This is a genomic window from Synechococcus sp. PCC 6312, from assembly GCF_000316685.1.
Taxonomy (GTDB): Bacteria; Cyanobacteriota; Cyanobacteriia; order Thermosynechococcales; family Thermosynechococcaceae; genus Pseudocalidococcus.
Genome location: NC_019680.1, coordinates 2,613,150 through 2,631,006 on the forward strand (window position 1 = coordinate 2,613,150; position 17,857 = coordinate 2,631,006).

15 protein-coding genes and 2 tRNA genes are annotated in these 17,857 nt (G+C 47.7%); 10 read left to right on the plus strand and 7 right to left on the minus strand.

What is annotated here, in order from left to right; all coding sequences use genetic code 11:
- Positions 1–21: 21 nt before the first annotated feature.
- Together SYN6312_RS12735 and SYN6312_RS12740 are read right to left on the minus strand one after the other, a co-directional pair.
- Positions 22–1,425: a hemolysin family protein gene (locus SYN6312_RS12735; protein WP_015125295.1), complete on the minus strand. Its 1,404-nt coding sequence runs from the start codon at positions 1,423–1,425 to the stop codon at positions 22–24.
- Positions 1,425–2,045 (minus strand): hypothetical protein, encoded by a 621-nt coding sequence (locus SYN6312_RS12740; protein WP_041430854.1) that lies wholly within the window; start codon positions 2,043–2,045, stop codon positions 1,425–1,427. The genes SYN6312_RS12735 and SYN6312_RS12740 overlap by 1 nt, the downstream gene beginning before the upstream one ends.
- Before the next feature lie 150 nt (positions 2,046–2,195).
- On the opposite strand from SYN6312_RS12740, the gene SYN6312_RS12745 reads away from it, so the two are divergent.
- A tRNA-Ile gene (locus SYN6312_RS12745) sits at positions 2,196–2,268 on the plus strand.
- 506 nt (positions 2,269–2,774) lie between these two features.
- On the opposite strand, the gene SYN6312_RS12755 is transcribed toward SYN6312_RS12745, so the two are convergent.
- A complete protein-coding gene (locus SYN6312_RS12755) occupies positions 2,775–3,704 on the minus strand; it encodes a homogentisate phytyltransferase (RefSeq protein ID WP_015125298.1) in 930 nt (309 codons plus the stop codon).
- 60 nt (positions 3,705–3,764) lie between these two features.
- Positions 3,765–4,742: a 7,8-didemethyl-8-hydroxy-5-deazariboflavin synthase subunit CofG gene (cofG, locus tag SYN6312_RS12760; RefSeq protein ID WP_015125299.1), complete on the minus strand. Its 978-nt coding sequence runs from the start codon at positions 4,740–4,742 to the stop codon at positions 3,765–3,767.
- A 124-nt stretch (positions 4,743–4,866) separates the two neighbouring features.
- On the opposite strand from cofG, the gene SYN6312_RS12765 reads away from it, so the two are divergent.
- Positions 4,867–5,433 carry a DUF3038 domain-containing protein gene (locus tag SYN6312_RS12765; protein WP_015125300.1) on the plus strand — a complete coding sequence of 189 codons (567 nt, stop codon included), beginning with the start codon at positions 4,867–4,869 and terminating at the stop codon, positions 5,431–5,433.
- 7 nt (positions 5,434–5,440) lie between these two features.
- On the opposite strand, the gene SYN6312_RS12770 is transcribed toward SYN6312_RS12765, so the two are convergent.
- A complete protein-coding gene (locus tag SYN6312_RS12770) occupies positions 5,441–6,727 on the minus strand; it encodes an MFS transporter (protein WP_015125301.1) in 1,287 nt (428 codons plus the stop codon).
- A gap of 87 nt (positions 6,728–6,814) precedes the next feature.
- Between SYN6312_RS12770 and SYN6312_RS12775 the strand changes: the two genes are divergently transcribed.
- On the plus strand, positions 6,815–8,656 hold the full coding sequence (locus tag SYN6312_RS12775) for an ABC transporter ATP-binding protein (protein WP_015125302.1): 1,842 nt from the start codon (positions 6,815–6,817) through the stop codon (positions 8,654–8,656).
- Positions 8,657–8,671: 15 nt separating this feature from the next.
- Here the strand turns inward: SYN6312_RS12775 and cysE are convergent, their stop codons facing one another.
- The gene (gene cysE / locus SYN6312_RS12780) at positions 8,672–9,436 is read right to left on the minus strand and encodes a serine O-acetyltransferase (protein WP_015125303.1); all 765 of its coding nucleotides are present in this window, start codon (positions 9,434–9,436) and stop codon (positions 8,672–8,674) included.
- A 269-nt stretch (positions 9,437–9,705) separates the two neighbouring features.
- On the opposite strand from cysE, the gene SYN6312_RS12785 reads away from it, so the two are divergent.
- Both SYN6312_RS12785 and dcd read left to right on the plus strand, forming a co-directional pair.
- Complete coding sequence (locus tag SYN6312_RS12785) at positions 9,706–10,020, plus strand: hypothetical protein (RefSeq protein ID WP_015125304.1); 315 nt, start codon at positions 9,706–9,708, stop codon at positions 10,018–10,020.
- 12 nt (positions 10,021–10,032) lie between these two features.
- Positions 10,033–10,599, plus strand: a complete 567-nt coding sequence (gene dcd / locus SYN6312_RS19045; protein WP_172636057.1) for a dCTP deaminase — start codon at positions 10,033–10,035, stop codon at positions 10,597–10,599.
- A 69-nt stretch (positions 10,600–10,668) separates the two neighbouring features.
- On the opposite strand, the gene SYN6312_RS12795 is transcribed toward dcd, so the two are convergent.
- Positions 10,669–11,577: a glycosyltransferase family A protein gene (locus SYN6312_RS12795; RefSeq protein ID WP_253276356.1), complete on the minus strand. Its 909-nt coding sequence runs from the start codon at positions 11,575–11,577 to the stop codon at positions 10,669–10,671.
- 77 nt (positions 11,578–11,654) lie between these two features.
- Between SYN6312_RS12795 and SYN6312_RS12800 the strand changes: the two genes are divergently transcribed.
- The 5 genes from SYN6312_RS12800 (at position 11,655) to SYN6312_RS12820 (ending at position 17,766) form a co-directional block, all read left to right on the plus strand.
- A tRNA-Glu gene (locus tag SYN6312_RS12800) sits at positions 11,655–11,727 on the plus strand.
- A 669-nt stretch (positions 11,728–12,396) separates the two neighbouring features.
- The gene (locus tag SYN6312_RS12805) at positions 12,397–13,734 is read left to right on the plus strand and encodes an aspartate aminotransferase family protein (protein ID WP_015125307.1); all 1,338 of its coding nucleotides are present in this window, start codon (positions 12,397–12,399) and stop codon (positions 13,732–13,734) included.
- Between the two features lie 65 nt (positions 13,735–13,799).
- Positions 13,800–14,927, plus strand: a complete 1,128-nt coding sequence (locus tag SYN6312_RS12810) for a pentapeptide repeat-containing protein (protein WP_253276357.1) — start codon at positions 13,800–13,802, stop codon at positions 14,925–14,927.
- Positions 14,928–15,013: 86 nt separating this feature from the next.
- Positions 15,014–15,757, plus strand: a complete 744-nt coding sequence (locus SYN6312_RS12815) for an SIMPL domain-containing protein (RefSeq protein WP_015125309.1) — start codon at positions 15,014–15,016, stop codon at positions 15,755–15,757.
- Positions 15,758–15,810: 53 nt separating this feature from the next.
- Entirely contained in the window at positions 15,811–17,766 is a 1,956-nt protein-coding gene (locus SYN6312_RS12820; protein WP_015125310.1) for a hypothetical protein, read from the plus strand.
- Positions 17,767–17,857: the final 91 nt, after the last annotated feature.

Genomic DNA, 17,857 nt, shown 5'->3' on the forward strand with positions numbered 1-17,857 from the left:
AGGGGGCGGTTGTTGGATTATCTAGATGTCTATTATTGACTCAGGGAGACTGGGGTGCTTGAGGATTTGAATTTGATCCAGCCGTGGGCCATCACAGGAAATAACCGTCAGTTCCAGGTTTTCATAAACCAGTGTCTCGCCAATTTCGGGAACTTTTTGAAAGTGAAAGAACAAAAATCCCCCCAGTGTATGATATTCGTCAACGATTGGGAAGGCTAACTCCAGTCGCTCATTGACCTCCTCAATGTCAGTTTGAGCCTGCACCATAAAGGTCTGATTGTCTAGGGCGCGAATGGCGGGAGTTGGGTCTGCTTCACCTTCGTCCGTACCGATAATTTCGTTAATCATGTCTTTCAATGTCACCAGACCGGCTGTTCCCCGTGATTCTGCTTCCCGAATCATCACCATACTGAGGCGATAGCGTTGCATTAAAGGCAGCAAATCCCCTAACTGAGTTCCTTCTGGGACAAACCAAACGGGCCTGATCCAAGGCAAAATGCTATCTGCTGGAGCCAGTTCACCTGTGGCTAATGGGGCGGCTAAATCCTTAAAAGCCAGAATCCCCCGCACAGAATCCAAAGACTCGCGCATGACGGGAAAGTAAGAGTGTCCGGTTTCTGCCACAACTGAGAGGACATCGCTTAAGGTCGCCACATCAGGTAACGCTTCAATTTGAGTTCGGGGAATCATCACTTCCTCCACAAGAACATCCCCAAAAGCAAAGACATTGGTTAATAATTCCCGCTCATCTTCCTCCAGGCCACTGGACTCTTCCGAGCGAATCATAATTTCCAACTCTTCTGGGGTGACTTGGTAAGAAAGCAAAGAATTGGCATCGCCCAGGCCAAAGAGATCCAATAAACCCTGAGTCGAAGCGGTTAACAACCAGATAATGGGCTTCACTAAACGGGCAATCCACAAACTAGCTGGCCCGAGAGAGCGAGATAATTCCTCTGGAAAACGGAGGGCTAAGCCCTTGGGGACTAACTCACCTAGGACAATTTGTAGGTATGCCGTCAGGAAAAATGCCAGTGGAATTGTTAAGGCATGGCTCCAGTTGGGGTTAGGTAAAAAGGGAACCGCGGCAAACAGATGACTGACCAAGGGGGCCACAATGACTTCTCCCACCCAGCCAAGGCTTAAGCAGGCCAAGGTAATGCCCAATTGAGTGGTAGATAACAACCGATCCAAACGCTGCTGGAGAATTTGAACTTGGCGTGCGCCCCGTTGCCCTTCCGCAACTAGTTGTTCAACCCGCGTCCGGCGGACATTGATAATTGAAAACTCTGCTGCCACAAAGAAAGCATTGATCACCAGTAAGAAGATGACAAAAAGTAATCGCCACCCCAGGCCGGGTTCAGCAGTTCCGGGCAAGGCCATTACAGAGGGCCAAAACGTCACCATCCCAGTCAGCAACAGCAGCATTAGGGTTCAACAGGAATATCTTTAATGGAAAGCTTGATATCTTGGTTGGGAAAGTCTGTGAGGGAAAGATTCAAGGTCTGCACTTCAGCCAAACTGGTTAAGGGAATGTGAATCGTCCCAGAGTATGATTCGCTCTTCGCTGGAACCTCTGTGGGTAGGCCTTTGGTAATGGCAATCAATGGCGTGCCTTGATCACTCATAATATCCAGATAGGTATAGATAAATTGCACGTTCACGGGACTTTGATTGGTCAGAGTTACGGCTAGCACCAGATCATCATTCACCTGAGAAACTGAATTGACTGCTAGTTTGACCCCCTCAACCGTTACCACCTTGGGAAAACCGGCCCCCGCTGGAGCTTCAGCATTTACAGGAGACTGCGTGGGTGTAGGCGTAACGCTTGCTGTGGGCTGGGCCGGCCTGGGCTTGTTAGTCGTAATCCCCTCGGTCTGGGCAATAATGTCGGATTCTTTCAGGAAGGTTTGCCTTGGACTTGATGTTTCAGCCTCACTACTCACATCGCCCAAGATTGGATTAACCACAGGCTGAGTTACACCCCGCAGGGACTCCCGGCCAAAGAAATAGCCCCCCAGAGTACTTAAACTCCCAGCAATTAACATAATTGCCAAAAGAACAAGACTAAGCTGAAGCCGCGAACTCTTTTCCGGGTTCATGGTTAAGTTGGGGTGACAGGATGACAAAACAGCACTCAAATTGCGACTAAAATAGCTCTTAATGCAGCAGCATAATGCCAACGATTGCTAGAGTTTCCAGGGTTGGCCGAGCGGATGAGGCAGCGAACTCATAATTCGCCTTAGGCAGGTTCAACTCCTGCACCCTGGACTTGCCACTCATTTGGAATCGGCAGTCATCACACCCACAATCGGGCCTAGATTAACTTGATCAACCGCAGCCCATAGAACAAGGTAATGGCAATGCCAGTAGCTCCCCCAATCCAGAGGCCATAAGCAACAATTTCCATGACTGACTACTCCTTTCTTGAAAAATAAATACATACTTGCTTAGTGATTAAAAACTTAACATCTTCCGGTTCTTTCCGGACAGGAACAAGGCCTAATCCCCAAGGCAAAATCTACGGCCCCGGCCTAACGGTAACGGCTTGGCCTCATCGCAACCCGTTTTAACCTGACTCTATCGAGACCTAAACAGGTAGCACTGTTATCCTCTTGATCACCTTCTCCCTGGATAGAGATCACGGCTGGCGATACTCGGACATCCCTCAGGCCATGGAGCAGCTTCTTTGATAGTCCGTACTGTCCGGGGAATCAACCATTGGGGTTGTGGCTTTGGCTGGTGACATGATGATGATCTAGATTGTGTTCTAGGTCTTAACGCCAATGATTTGTGACGGCTAGCACGGGTAAGAGGATGTATTCCCAGAAAAATAGTTTCCAAATAAATTGATAAAAATGGGTGAGGCTGGTGATATCGTTTAATTCAACCCGGCGGGCCTGGAGCCAGAGTATGACCCAGAGGAGCAGATGTACCCCAACAAACAGGCCTAAATTAACGCCTAAATTTACTACAAAGCTGGTTAGAATCAACCCTCCATAGGCTAGGGTAAGGACACCTAAGGTCATCTGAAAAACGGCTTTTGTGCCTAACTGAACCGTCAGTGTTGCAATTTGAAACTGGCGATCTCCTTCTAGATCAGGAATATCCTTACAAAGGGCAATTGCCACCGTAAAGATCACCACAAATCCAGTTAACGCCCAAACTAAATTGGTAATGGCTAGGGGTTGATTGAGTCGGGCTTGAAAATGCCAAAATAAGCCCAGATTGACGATAATCCCCCGGACTCCCAAAATACAAAGAGCCGACCAGAAAGGATAGCGTTTGAGACGAATAGGCGGTAAAGAATAGGCCGTGCCAATCAATAAACTCAGGCTAATCACGCCCAATAAAATCATCCCCTGCCAAATACTCAGTCCCAGACTAACCAATCCCATACTGATAACAATGATCCAGGCCTGGGGAACCGTAAACTCTCCCGCTGCTAGGGGTAAATGGGGCTTATTAATCTGGTCAATGGGAATATCTAAAATCTGATTCAAACCAACGATATAAACATTTCCTGCCAGACAGGCAATCCAGGCCCCCATTGCGACCGGCAGCAAGTCCCAGGCCTGGTCAGAATTCATCACCGCCAAGGTATAAATACTCCAGACACTTAACGTCGTGCCAATGATGGTGTGGGGACGAGAAAACTGCCAGCCAGAACGCAGCCAATTCGGAAGTTTGCGGGAAGGAAAGGTCATAGGGGAAAGAAGCGAGGGGAGAGGAGGGAGAAATGAGGGGGGAAAACAAAGGCGACTGGATTAATGATTAGGGCTTAGGGTTATGGCTGCCTCAAAACGGGTTTGCCAGGCCTGGGACTGAGCGCGCAGATGGGGAGGGAGGTGCTGCAAATATTGGGGATAAACGGGTAAGCGGGGGTGTAAGTCCCAGCCAGCCTTGGCCAGTCGAGTTTTTAAGTCAATAAATTCTGGATGGGGATAGGCTGGATTGACATGATCATAGGGGACAAGCCCACCCAAATCCCGCACCCCCGCCGCTAAACAGGCCAAGAGGAGGTCAAAACTGGGGATTAAATTGGGTGGAATTTGCAGCGTAATATCGGCGGGTAAAATTCGGCGGGCCTGGTGAATTAGGGACGGTAACTGATCAAGTTCATACCCAAGTTCTGGTAAATGTTGGTCGGGGCCTGGACTATAGGGTTGCAAAATTACCTCCTGAATATGGCCCCAGCGGTGATGCAGTTCGGCAATAACGTTGAGGGTGTCCATTCGTTCTTTGGCTGTTTCTCCAATCCCTAATAACAACCCGGTCGTGCAGGGGATTTGGAGTCGGCCGGCCTGGTAGAGATGTTCAATCCGTAAAGTCGGAGCTTTGGTCGGGGCCTGGCGATGGACAGTACTTAGAAGTTGAGGTGTGACCTGCTCTAACATCAAGCCTTGGGAGACATTCACCGTTTTTAAGTCGGCCATTTCGGTCGCGGTTAAGACTCCGGCATTGGTGTGGGGTAAAAAGCCCAAGTTCAAGGCTAATTCTCCCAGTTGATAAAGACACTCTAGCCAGGCCCCGCGCTGTGGACTTTGAGGGGCGACTTCCCCAGCCAAAATTAAAATTTCGCAAATTCCTTGGCCGGCTATCCCCCGTAAAATTTCTTCGGCTTCAGCTACCCTTAACCAGGCCCCGGAACCAATATCCTCCCGAAAATTACAATAAGTACAGCGATTAAAACATTCATAGGTGGGAACTAGTGTAAAAGCAGGGCTATAGGTAATGACGGGCATAAATGGCGGTAACAGTGAGGAATGATAGCTGAATTGACTGGCAGTATAGTTGGATGATAGTGAGTTTACGGGTAAATGGATTTCTCTTGGCCTTTGGGTATGCTGCGGAGTCTAACGAGGGTTGATGGTGTTGGATGAGGGATTGCGGTCGGTCGGGCCTGGGGGCGATGCCATTGACCTGGATAATATCAAAACCCAGTTGGATTTGGTCTTGTTGGCCCTAGAAGCATTGACTGGCCTGGGTTCAGAAGCCATTCTCCAAGCAGCCTCAGAATTAAAACTGGTGGATTTTGTCTCGGATCGGGTGGGCCTGTGGCGACTCCGGCAATCCAATCCCTTAAGGCGGGGGAGTGGCGGCCGCAAAAAACTGGATATTGAGGAAGCCCGTTCCCTAGTCTTGATTAGTACCCATTTAGCCCGCAATCATCAAACCCAAATTCGCCAGGCCATCGAACATTGGGAAACCCTCGAAAAAGAAGCCCGCTCACCCCAACAGGATCCCCTGCTCGGTGATTACCTCGATGCCTTTACGGGACTCTATCAAGAGCGGATGAGCCACCAAGGGGTTGTTGGGGAGGATTTATCAGAATTAGCCTTAAGCTTACTGATTGATTTGCTGTTCTACAGTAGCCCCCAAGGTTCCCGGCGAATGTGGTTAGCCCTTCTAGATCGGACTCAAGCGCAAATTTGAGTCAACACTAGAGAGGTTTGATGGAAACGGGGCGCAAACTGAGGAGGGCAAATCCCAAAGCCAACATCATCAACAATCCCGCTTGCCAGGCCGGCGCTAATTGACTGCCACTAAACACCCACCCCGCCCAGGCCGGCCCCAAAATTCCTGCCACACTGGCTAACCCCTGACTGCTGCCCATCACCTTGCCTTGATCTTGAGCCGAAACTCGGTTGGAAATTAACCCCCGCAAGGAAGGCGACATAATCCCCACCCCAAAAGCCAATAGCACTACACTGCCAAAAACCCCGATACTCACCCCCGGCTCTAGGCGCGGCACCCAAGGCAAAATCATTAACGATCCAGCCAAGCAAATAAACCCCACAATCGTCAAGCGCACTTCACCGAGCCAAGGAATTAGTTGCCGAATTAACCCGGCCTGGACAATCGTACTGACAATGCCCACAACCACAAAGACTAACCCGGCCTGGGCCACCCCCCAACCAAAGACATTCTTCAAAATCAGGACAAACACGCTGGTAAACCCACCAAAAGCAAAGTTAAAAATAAACAGGGACACCATCAACCCAGAAATTTGCGGCACAACCAAAAAGGTTCCCAGTTGACGAAACGGGTTCAAATCCTGAAGTCGCATTGGGGATCGCTGATCTTTGGGTAACGACTCCGGCAAGGTGAAATAAGCCACAACGACATTAACCAGAGCAATCGCTCCAGCTAAAAAAATCGGCAAGCGGGGGTTAATTACCGCCAAGGAGCCACCAATCGCAGGCCCAACAATAAAGCCAATCCCAAAAGCTGCCCCCGTTAAGCCAAAGTTCTTAGCCCGATTTTCCGGTTTGGAGCTATCGGCAATATAGGCCTGGGCCGTGGAAACAACTCCCCCGGTGACACCATCAATAATTCGGGAAAGAAAAAATATCCAGGCCTGGTTGGCTAAGGCAAAGACAAAATAGGATACGGCCGTCCCAAACACACAAAAGAGCAATACGGGTCGCCGCCCTAACTGATCTGACAAGGCCCCCAAAATCGGAGCTGCCAAAAACTGCGCCGCCGCAAACACCGAGAACAGCAGAGTAATTGCCAAGGCATCCAGGCCAAAGGGTTCGACCAAAAACGGCAAAATCGGAAAAATCAAACTCTCCCCAATCCGATCAATCACAATCGTGACCAAGATCAGAATCAACGGGGAAATCAGGGGACGTTGGGGCAACTGCATGGGCAAACTCGCGGTACTTCCCACATTGTTGAGTATTTTGACCCAGGCCTGGATCAGTTCTAATACATCCCCAGACATGGACAGACACAATCGAGACTCAACCTTTAGGAACGAGCCAAGCTCTACAGATTTGCCTTTGTTTTAAAGAAAATTTACATTGGGACTATGCAAGCTTCTACGAACGAGCAAAGCTCTACACCTTCTTTGCCCAACTCCGCCCCCCGGCGTGATAGTGATTGGCGACTCTTTTTACGACTGCTCCCCTATGCCCAACCCTACTCTCGGCCCCTAATTATCGCCGGGATCATGCTCATTCCCCTAGCCCTGTCCGCGGCACTCCAACCGATTATCATTGGTCAGGCCATTTCATTTCTCAAGCAAGAACCGAGCACCTATGATTTTCTCGAGGGGCTGGAACTCACCCAAGGGATTGATCTATTAACCCTGCTGCTGTTTTTAACAGTGGTTGTCCGGTTTGGGTTGCAAGGGATTCAGGGCTATTGGGTAACCAAAATTGGCCAGCAAATCACCGCCGATATTCGCCAAGATTTATTTCGCCATGTCACCGCTCTCTCAGCGGGATTTTTTGATCGCACCCCAGTCGGGAAGCTAATTACCCGCTTAACCAGTGATGTGGAAGCCTTGGGGGATGTGTTTGCCACTGGTGCAGTGGGGGTCGTCAGTGATTTGTTTTCAATTTTGGTGGTGGCAATCACGATGATTTGGACAAATCCGTTGCTGGGGACGATGTTGCTGGGCATGGTGATTCCAATTACTGGGTTGATTATTTACTTTCAAAACCAATACCGCCAGGCCAACTATAAAGCTCGCGAAGAGCTGTCTGCCCTCAACGCCAACCTCCAGGAAAACATTGTTGGGATTGGGGTCGTCCAAATTTTTCGGCGGGAAGCATTTAACAGTCAGCTTTTTCAAACCGTTAACAAACGCTATGTCAAAGCCGTAGATCACACCATTTTTTATGATTCGGCCGTATCCGCAACCCTGGAATGGATCACCTTTGCGGCAGTGGCGGGGGTTTTGCTGCTGGGGGGGAAACTAGTCGAGCAACAACAGATTGACTTTGGCGTATTGGCCACCTTTATCCTCTTTTCCCAACGGGTTTTTGATCCGCTCCGCCAATTAGCAGAAAAATTTACAACCATCCAAGCTGGGTTTACGGCCGTGGAACGGATTACCGACTTGATGAACCAACCCATTGCCATCCGCGACCCGGAAAAGCCCACCCTTTTGCCCAGTCCAGCCACTAGCCCTGCCATCGGTGAAGTTAAGTTTTCAGATGTTTGGTTAGCTTATAAAGATGATGAATATGTCCTCCAGGGCCTGGACTTTACCATCAAACCAGGGGAAAAAGTAGCTATCGTTGGCCCCACTGGAGCCGGTAAAAGTTCCCTGATTCGGCTGCTCTGTCGTCTTTATGAAGCCAGTCGGGGACAAGTTTTAGTAGATGGGGTCGATGTCCGCAACCTTTCCCAAACTGAACTGCGCCGGCATGTCGGGGTAATTCTCCAAGATGGTTTTCTTTTTTCTGGAGATGTTAAAAGTAACATTTCATTGGGAGAGGATTACTTGCTCTCTGAGATCCAAGCGGCAGCCCGGCAAATGAATGTGGCCCACTTTATTGAGCAACTCCCCCAAGGCTACAACACAGAATTGCGAGAGCGGGGCACGAATCTCTCGGCTGGACAAAAACAACTCCTCGCCTTTGCCAGGGTCGCGATTCGCAATCCCCGGATATTGGTCTTGGATGAGGCCACCGCCAGTTTAGATGTCGGTACAGAAGCGATGATTCAAGCCGCCTTGGAAAAACTCTTGGTCAATCGCACGGCGATTATCATTGCCCACCGCCTCTCAACCATTCGGTATGTGGATCGGATTCTAGTCCTGAAGCGGGGGACATTGGTGGAAATCGGTTCCCATGAGGAGCTCCTGGCTGCCGGAGGGGTCTATGCCAGCCTTTATCAGTTACAGCAGTTGGGGGGTGCTTAGGAAGGGACTTTCTACCTAAATCCCAGAACCGTTCAGAAATTCTTCAATGGCGCGATCGCGCAAACTACAGCTTTTCTCTGAGAGTTCTCGTTCTAAAGCCCCCACTGCGACAGGAATCTGATCCGTGTTTAATGCGGGTCTGGGTTGGTCAGCTTGCAGGGTTTTGACTTGGGTTTCCAGGGCTTCAATCCGGTCGAGGAGATAACGAATGGCTTCGGCCTCAGAATCGGGAAGTTGTCCATGTTCCAACGGTGCAACTTTTGTCCCAGCCCGATAGACAATCCGCCCCGGAATCCCGACGACTGTGCAATCAGAAGGGACATCCCGCAGCACCACCGAACCCGCGCCAATCCGCACATTACTGCCAATTAAGAGGTTGCCTAAAACCTTGGCCCCGGCCCCAACCACAACATTCTCACCGAGGGTCGGATGGCGTTTGCCGGTTTCCTTGCCTGTCCCGCCGAGGGTGACACCTTGGTAGATCAGACAGTAATCCCCGACAATAGCTGTTTCCCCAATCACAACCCCCATGCCGTGATCTATAAACACTCCCTGGCCAATGGTTGCCCCCGGATGAATTTCAATGCCGGTAATCCAGCGGGAAAACTGGGAGAGTAAGCGCGGCACCACGGGTAAACCTAATGTCCATAACCAGTGAGAGATACGGTGTACCCAGAGGGCTTGGAGACCTGGATAACAGAGTAAAACTTCTAACCAATTTCGGGCCGCAGGGTCGCGCTCAAAGATAATCCGAAAATCCGCCTGGAGTGATTTGAACACTCGAAGAGTCCCTCATGAGTGACGGTTAATGGGGCACTATAAGTCCTAATCCGTAACCTATTATACCTAAACTCATATAGGCTCAGTGAATTTCTCATATACAAAGTGCCTGAAGATTCAGATATAAAACCGTTTGCTGCAAAATCAAAGGATGGTTTAGTGCGTCTTATATTCTCAAATGACCTTTATCGCCATGAAGTTTGATTCAAATACTTGCCGAACTAAGTGCCGAAAATGTAATATTAGAGAACCTTAAAAGGCGGTTCAGTATGTCAAGAGAAATACTCCAAGAAACTCCCTTAAAGTCTCAGGTGTCAACAAAACCTGCGTTATTAAAGTGCTCTGTATTTGATGGAATGTTCGGGGATGAGTATGCTGTTTCAATTATGGTCGAGGGAAATCGTAAAGTTTCTCTTTTCGCTTCTAAAACTGATCTAGAAGAAGTTAACATTAATGAACATACTGGAAAATTAAAAGTACAGTCTTTTGAAGTAGAGCCGACTTATGTAATACTTCCATCGAGCACATTAGAAGATGGTAGAACTGTAATTAATGTTCCGATCAGTATGTTGCTAATTCTGTAACTTAGAATGATATTGAGTAATCTCGAAATTCTCGCTGCTATTAGTCGTGGAGAAATATTTATAGATAATCTAGCTAACTATGATCCTGCCCAACCCCCGTTCAATACTACCTCTGTTGATCTTCGCTTATCATCAGAAATTGTTATACCAACTCAGCAACCAGTAGCGTTGAGTCCTTCTAAGGGTGGGATAGCTAGTTTCTTATCGACCAATTCCCAAAGGCTAACATTGACTAATATTCAACCCTACACACTTAAACCATCAACATTTATTTTAGGAAGAACTATAGAAAGAGTAGCCTTTCCAATAAATGAAGGCGGAAATTGTTACGCAGCTCGAGTTGAGGGAAAAAGCTCATTAGCCCGATGTGGTGTACTCGTTCACTTTACAGCACCAACAATTCATGCTGGCTTTGAAGGTACTATTACTTTAGAAATAATTAATTTGGGTGTTAATGATATTCAGCTAACTCCAGACACCTACATTTATCAACTAATTATTGAAGAAGTTAAAGGCATTCCTACTATAACGCCTAGTCAGTTTAGAGGGCAAAATACAGCATCAGGAATAACTACCTAAATAAATATGAAAACCACTGGTAGAAATCTGTAACTGTTGTATATTCTCTAATTTAGAGCGGTTCCAAAATCAAGTAACCAGTTCCGGACTGCTTAATTTTTGGTGTAGTTTATTCAGGCGGTCTTGGATAATTTGATTAATCTCCATTTGATGGACATGATCAGCAGGGTCTAGATCATCGGTTATGGTTCCGGGGGGGGCCTGAAACTTAGCCAATTGCCGCTCAAAATAACTGCCAGGATAGCGAATATATTCAACGGTTTTGCGCCCTAAGCGGGCCTGGTGACAAAAGGGCTGCAGCCAAGTCGCATAGGCAATATCTTCAGTTCCATACTTAAAGTCTCGGAACACCGCATCTTCGGGGAAACCGCCAATAAATTCATGCACCTCTCGTCGGACACAAAGATTGAGGGGAATACTGTTTTCCAAGGCTTTTTGCCAGTGGGGATGCAGGGAATCGTGGGTATAGATGCCTGTTCGCACGGCCCCAAAATATTCTGGATTGGTCTGGGTTTGATAGCTCTGGGGTACAGCCTGATTTAGAACAGAGAAGGCAATGAAAATATGCTCTGGTAAAAACCGGTCATCGCCATCGCAAAAGAACAGGGCCTGGGCCTGGGAAAATTTAACCCCAAGATTACGAGCTGCGGCCGTACCTAAATTCATCGGAAGCTTGATTAGTTGGTAATTGGGCTTATCTTTAGCAAATTGTTCCACAATCTCCATGGTGTTGTCCGTAGAGCCATCATCGACAATGACAACCTCGGCTTTAATGGCAGCGGCCTGGGGGTATTTGTGATCGAAATAGGTAAGACTGGCTTCAATACTTCCTAAGGTGGCCTGAAGGACATCCCCCCCCCGCTGGGTCATGACGTTGTATAGGGGGACAATCACTGCTAGAGAATTGAGTTCCGGCCTGGCCTGGGGCATAAGAGCAAAATGGTGGATGGATGTCTTCAAGTTTAAGGGCAGAGTCAACCAAGTTTATGCAAACACCGGGCCAGGAATTGACAAGAGTGGCCTAGTTTAGTTAACGTAATAAATGCTGAGTTTTTGCCCCCATCGTCTAGAGGCCTAGGACACCTCCCTTTCACGGAGGCGACGGGGATTCGAATTCCCCTGGGGGTATCTTCCTAATGGCAAAATCAGGCAACGAAGTTAAGCCTAAAACTGTCTCTCTGATTGAGTTCTGAGAGATGTAAACAATTGTGAAATATACCTAAAAGTAACTGGATATAGCTGGAAAATTAGGCAAAGTTTAAGCGCGATGGAATTTCGGATCAATCAAGCGAATGCAAAATTGTGCCACCCTTATTTCCTCAAAAGTCAATCACAACGTGCCTTATCCCTACAACAAACGCCTCTACAAAGCCCGCCGCCTGATTGTAGACCTTGGCCCCATGTAGTAAACTTTTTTTGCATTAAAATTAAAGTAGTACCAGGCAACTTTGACTCGTTATGATAAAACTACCCGTAGTTTTAATTTATCTTGCTGCTTCTGTCATTTGGCTCATTTGTAGAACTTTGCTCGCTCAGAGATGACACGCCCTAGAATTTTGGGGCCAATTTCTTCCTTATTTATGAAGCGCAAAAGCAATGACTTCAGTAATCTACTACCTATCTTCTGCTTGTTTAATCTCAATGGTTAAGTTCATAACCACATTTTTAATGATGTGACCACCATACTATTGTAACTAAACCAAAACCTAACCGCGACTTAAACTCATAACATTTCTTAGAGACGTAAGAAAAACTCGCTAAGATGGGGAAAGTCAGTAAAACTCAGGCATTTCGGTCATGTTCAACTCCCCTGTCCTAAGTACCCAAGTTCCCACGGATTTAGAAGCGTTCTGGATGCCTTTTACCGCCAATCGTCAATTTAAGACCCAACCCCGCCTACTGGTTTTTGCTCAGGGGATGTATTACACCAGCCATGATCAGCGGCAAATTTTGGATGGAACGGCGGGCCTCTGGTGTGTGAATGCGGGGCATTGTCGGCCGGAGATCGTTGCAGCTATTACAGAACAGGCGGCAACTCTAGACTTTGGGCCAACCTTCCAAATGGGACATCCTGGGCCGTTTCATTTGGCCCATCGTTTAGCCGAACTCACCCCCCCAGGCCTGGATTATGTCTTTTTCACGAATTCTGGCTCTGAAGCAGTAGATACAGCCCTAAAAATGGCCTTGGCCTATCATCAGCAACGGGGTGAAGGCACCAGGGTACGTTTAATTGGGCGCGAGCGGGGCTATCATGGCGTGGGCTTTGGGGGAATTTCTGTGGGCGGCATTGCCCCCAATCGTAAATTTTTTGGTAGCTTACTCTCTGGTGTAGATCATCTTCCCCATACCCACAACCTAGAGCAAAATGCCTTTAGCCAAGGAGTTCCGGCCTGGGGCGCGCACCTAGCCGATGAGCTGGAAAAAATTGTTGCTCTCCATGATGCCTCAACCATTGCCGCCGTGATTGTCGAACCCGTCGCTGGCTCAACTGGGGTTTTAATTCCCCCTCAAGGCTATTTACAGCGCCTACGGGACATCTGTGATCGCCACGGAATTTTATTGATTTTTGATGAGGTTATTACTGGCTTTGGCCGCTTAGGAACAGCCTTTGCCGCTGACTATTTTGGGGTCACTCCCGACTTAATGACTGTAGCTAAGGGGCTTACCAATGGGGCTGTACCGATGGGGGCTGTGTTTGCTCGCGATAGTATTTACCAAACCTTTATGGATGGCCCCAGCGCTGGGATTGAATTTTTCCACGGTTATACATACTCTGGACATCCCCTGGCCTGTGCTGCCGCCGCCGCGACTTTGAGCCTTTATAAGCAGGATGGTATTTTCCACCAGGCCCAGGCCATAGCCCCTTTTTGGCAGGAGGCGATTCATTCCCTCAAGGGCAGTCCCCATGTCATTGATCTACGAAATTTGGGTTTAGTGGCTGGAATTGAATTAGCACCTCGGCCTGGACAACCTGGGCAACGCGGTTTTGACTGCTTCCAGGCCTGTTATGCCAAAGGACTCCTCATTCGAGTGACCGGGGATATTATTGCCCTTTCGCCGCCTTTAATTATTAACAAATCCCAAATTGAACAAATTGTCAGTACCATCAGTGATGTTTTGAAAACCTTAGATTAACCCTTTAAGCCTTGTTGTCTGCTAAAACCTTTATTACTCTAATACTCTAGTCCTCTGAAATGCCCATGCCGTCTCGATTCTACTCTGCTGTATTGCTTGTGGGACGACAGGTTTTAGGAACGCTTGCCATGATAGTCCTAGTCGGGGCCTGGGTCTTGGACTGGGATAGTGTTGGGGTCATAGCCGCAAGCGTTTTGTTCCTAGTCAATGCTCCAACCCTTTGGCACTTTACCCAGCGGTGGGTTCAGCAAGATTTAGCTCCTGCCCAACGACAGTTCATCCTGGCGGTGTTTGGTATCGTCTTTTCCCTAATTGCTCTGGTGGGAATGACCGAGATTTGGCCGTGGATTCAGGGGCGGTTTGCGGGGACAAATTGGGACGCAGTCGGGGCATTAGCAGAAGGCTTTGGCGCATTGGGGCAAATTTTGGTGGCCTTGCTTGCTGCCTATGTGGCCTGGCGACAGTATGTCATTTCTCGAGATTTGACCACCCAACAAAACCGAATTACCCAACAGCAAACCATTGATAGCTACTTCCAAGGGATTTCCGACTTGATCTTGGGAGAGGATGGCCTCCTCGAAGACTGGCCTCCAGAACGAGCCATTGCTGAAGGACGCACCGCAGCCATTTTGGTCGGGTTAGATGCTGAGGGCAAGGCCAAAGTGATTCGGTTTCTCTCCAGTGCCAAATTACTGGCTCCCCTCAAACGCGACCGACGACTGGGGCGGGCAATCTTTGATGGCCTGGGGGGTTATGAAGAAGACATTGAATTTGGGGTGCGGATTATTAACTTAGGCAGTATGTTAGTCGGGGCAGATTTGAGTCATACAGATTTACGGTGGACAGAATTTAGTGAAGCGAATCTCACGGGTGCAAATTTCCAGGCCTGTAACTTAACTCGTGCCAATATGCCCGGAACAGTTCTCCAAGGAGCCGACTTCACAGCCGCAAACCTCAGCCGCACCCGCTTCTTTTATGGAGACATTACCACCGCCAGCCCCAGAGATCGGGTTACCCCCCCTAACTTCAAAACTGGCAGTCAAACTGGAGCCATTATTGAAGATGCCGACTTTAGTGATGTCCAGGCCCTTTCTGATGATCAACGCTATTACTGCTGTGCCTGGGGTGGTGAAAAAACCAGAGCGACCATTCCCGGCGGCTGTGAGGGGATTCCGAATCTTTTAGGTCATTAGCCGTTACAATTCCTGCAACTCAGACAAGAACTATGACCTGATCATGGCACATTGAAGCTAATTCCTTTAAGAACTCTGCATCATCTATGAAACGAACTGCTTCTCAGGCTCTTTCCCCCAGATTTCGGCCCCAGAACTTACTGGTCATTCCGGTTATTGCTGCCTTAATTGGTCTAATAACTCCGGTGGCTTTTGCCCAAGAGATGATCCGGACTCTGACTGTGACCGGCCGTGGCAAAGAGGCTGTAGCTCCCACCCAGGCCCAGGTGACATTAGGGGTTGAAATCCAGGCTAAAACCGCCACCGAGGCCCAGGCCGAAGTCGCCCGCCGGATGAATAGTGTTGTCAGTGTTTTGAAAGCCAATACTGTTAGTAAGCTCCAAACCACTGGGATTAATCTTTCCCCCAACTATGACTACAGCAACAATCAACGGATTTTAAGGGGATATACGGCTCGGAATACCGTCAGCTTTACCACTAGCACCGAATCCACTGGCACGATTTTAGATGCAGCCATCAAAGCTGGGGCGACCACGATTGAAAATGTCAGCCTGATCCTAGCCGATAGCCAGTTTTCTGCGGCCCAAAAAGTTGCTCTCCAACGGGCCACCCTCGATGCCCAGGCCCAGGCCAGTGTTGTTTTGAATACCCTTGGTCTCAAGCCTCAGCAAATTATTGGCATTCAAATTAACAATGCTACTCCCCCAATGCCCCCCCCGAACCCAATGATGATGCGTGTTGCGGCCACGGCTGATGCGGCCCCACCAACCCCAGTCATTGCCGGAGAACAACAAGTGGAAGCCACGGTGATTTTACAAATTCAGTACTAAGGCAGAGTAATTCCGGGCAATATGGCATTAGACCCAGTTCTTGCACTATCCCGATGATTCCTTACCTATGCTCAAGTTTTGTGGTGATTGTCGTTGCCCTTTGGTTATCCACTCGCCGCTTGCCCCGCTCCCCTCTACCCGCAACTTTATTATTTATCTGCTTAGTCTTGGGGCAAATTTCAATCATTATCTTGAGTCTGGGCCTATTTAACCAGTTACATCCTTTGATGATTGTGATCACTAGTATTGGTCTGGGCCTGGTGTTGACTGTTGGTAATCAATTTATCAAGGTGCAAATGACGGTTTCTGACTTAAATGTGGCTACGGAAAAATCAGCAAATCAAGAACTTAATCAATCCGGTATTGTTGCTAGTCTAATTTTGGGTTTTATTCTAGCAGTTCCCTTCATGCCAATGCTGTCTGATTTGGTAATTCAAGTCCTTAATGTACATCCATTAAGCTGGGATGTGGTCAGTTATCATTTACCCAATGCTGTTGATTATCTGCAAACCTCAAGTCTCTGGACAATGCAGGGGGATTTTAGTCAATATCCGGGCGGCAATGAGTTGCTCTTAATTTGGAGTTTTTTGCCCCTTGGTTTAGATACGATGCTGGGTTTGACCACTTTAACGCTTGGCCTGGGACTGATGTTGGCGGCAACCCTGTTACTTCGGGATGTAATTACAGTTCGAAACGCCTTTGCTCAAAGTTTACAGATTCTTGCCCTTTGGTTACTTTGCTTTTCCGTGCCTGACTTTCAGACCATTTGGTTTGACTTGGGACGAAATGACTTAACGGTCGGTTTTTGGCTGTTGGTTGCCACTTGGACATTCACCCGTTTTAGCTTCACACAAGAAAATCGTCATAGTTGGCTGCTTTGGACAGGTATTAGTTTAGGATTTGCCGTGGGTACAAAACCCAATGCTCTTTACTATTGGCTAGGTTTTTTCATCCTAAGTTTATGCCCGATCTGCTCTCAAGAGGTCAAATCTGCTGAATCAGCTTTTCAAAGATCAAAATGGTGGCAGCAACTTGTTCATCGTTTTGCAGAGTTAGGAATTCCAGTATTATTAATAGCTGGATTTTGGTATGCCCGCAACATTATTGTGCAGGGGACAATTTTTCAAGATCAGATACTATATCCTGGACGTGAGTTAACTATTATTCGGCATCTATTTAATCCAAATTTATATCAACTTCAATTTCCAATTTTATTTTTATTTGGTGCTTCATTAATCACGATAATCACGATTTCTCTAAAAACTTTATTTTTGCCCCTAAACTCAAAGCCATTACAACTGTTGGCCTGGATTAATGGGGTTGGAATCGGGGCCTGGATATTGACACCTCACGGGGCTGGATACTGGGTTGGAACGAAAATGATTCTATCCGTGCAATTGCGCTACGGGATTGTTTTGATTCCACTAACAGTGATTTTGTTAATTAATCTTATCGCCTTACTATTTTACGCCATTCCTCAAAAGAATCTCCGCTTAACATCACTCTATAGGCAGATTACAACTCGATTTTATCAAACTAGTTCTCTTCACAAAACTTGGAAATACTTAGGATGTAGTGTTTCCGTGGGGATAGTGTTGGGATTAGGGCAACTAGCAACCTATCAACCTCCACTGGGTTTACCTGGATATGGTTCAATTCTTTTTACTGGAATCAATCAAAATAGTCCTAAGAGTCAAAGTCAAATTTATGCATGGATCCAAAAAAATATTCACAACAAGATAATTTATGCGGTTGGCCTGCGCCCCTATGGTTTGTATGGATTTCCCTTTACGAACCGGGTCATCAGTGGTGGCAGCCCAGAATCTTGGCAATACCAGTCATTTCAACAGACACAACAAACATGGCATCCTGAATATATTGTTTTTTCAGTTGATCCATTTACTGGCAAGGTATCACCAGATATTAAGTATTTATTGAGAGATATCCAGACCTATAAGCCTGTTTTTCGAGATTCTTACGGGATAGTATTTAAGGTTGTAAATCCCTAACAGATTAAAAATGACGAAGTAATGTGAGATGAATAGTGGTTTAGGCTTATAGCTGTTCCAGATAAGAGTGGAACAGTGAGGAGAGAAAAGC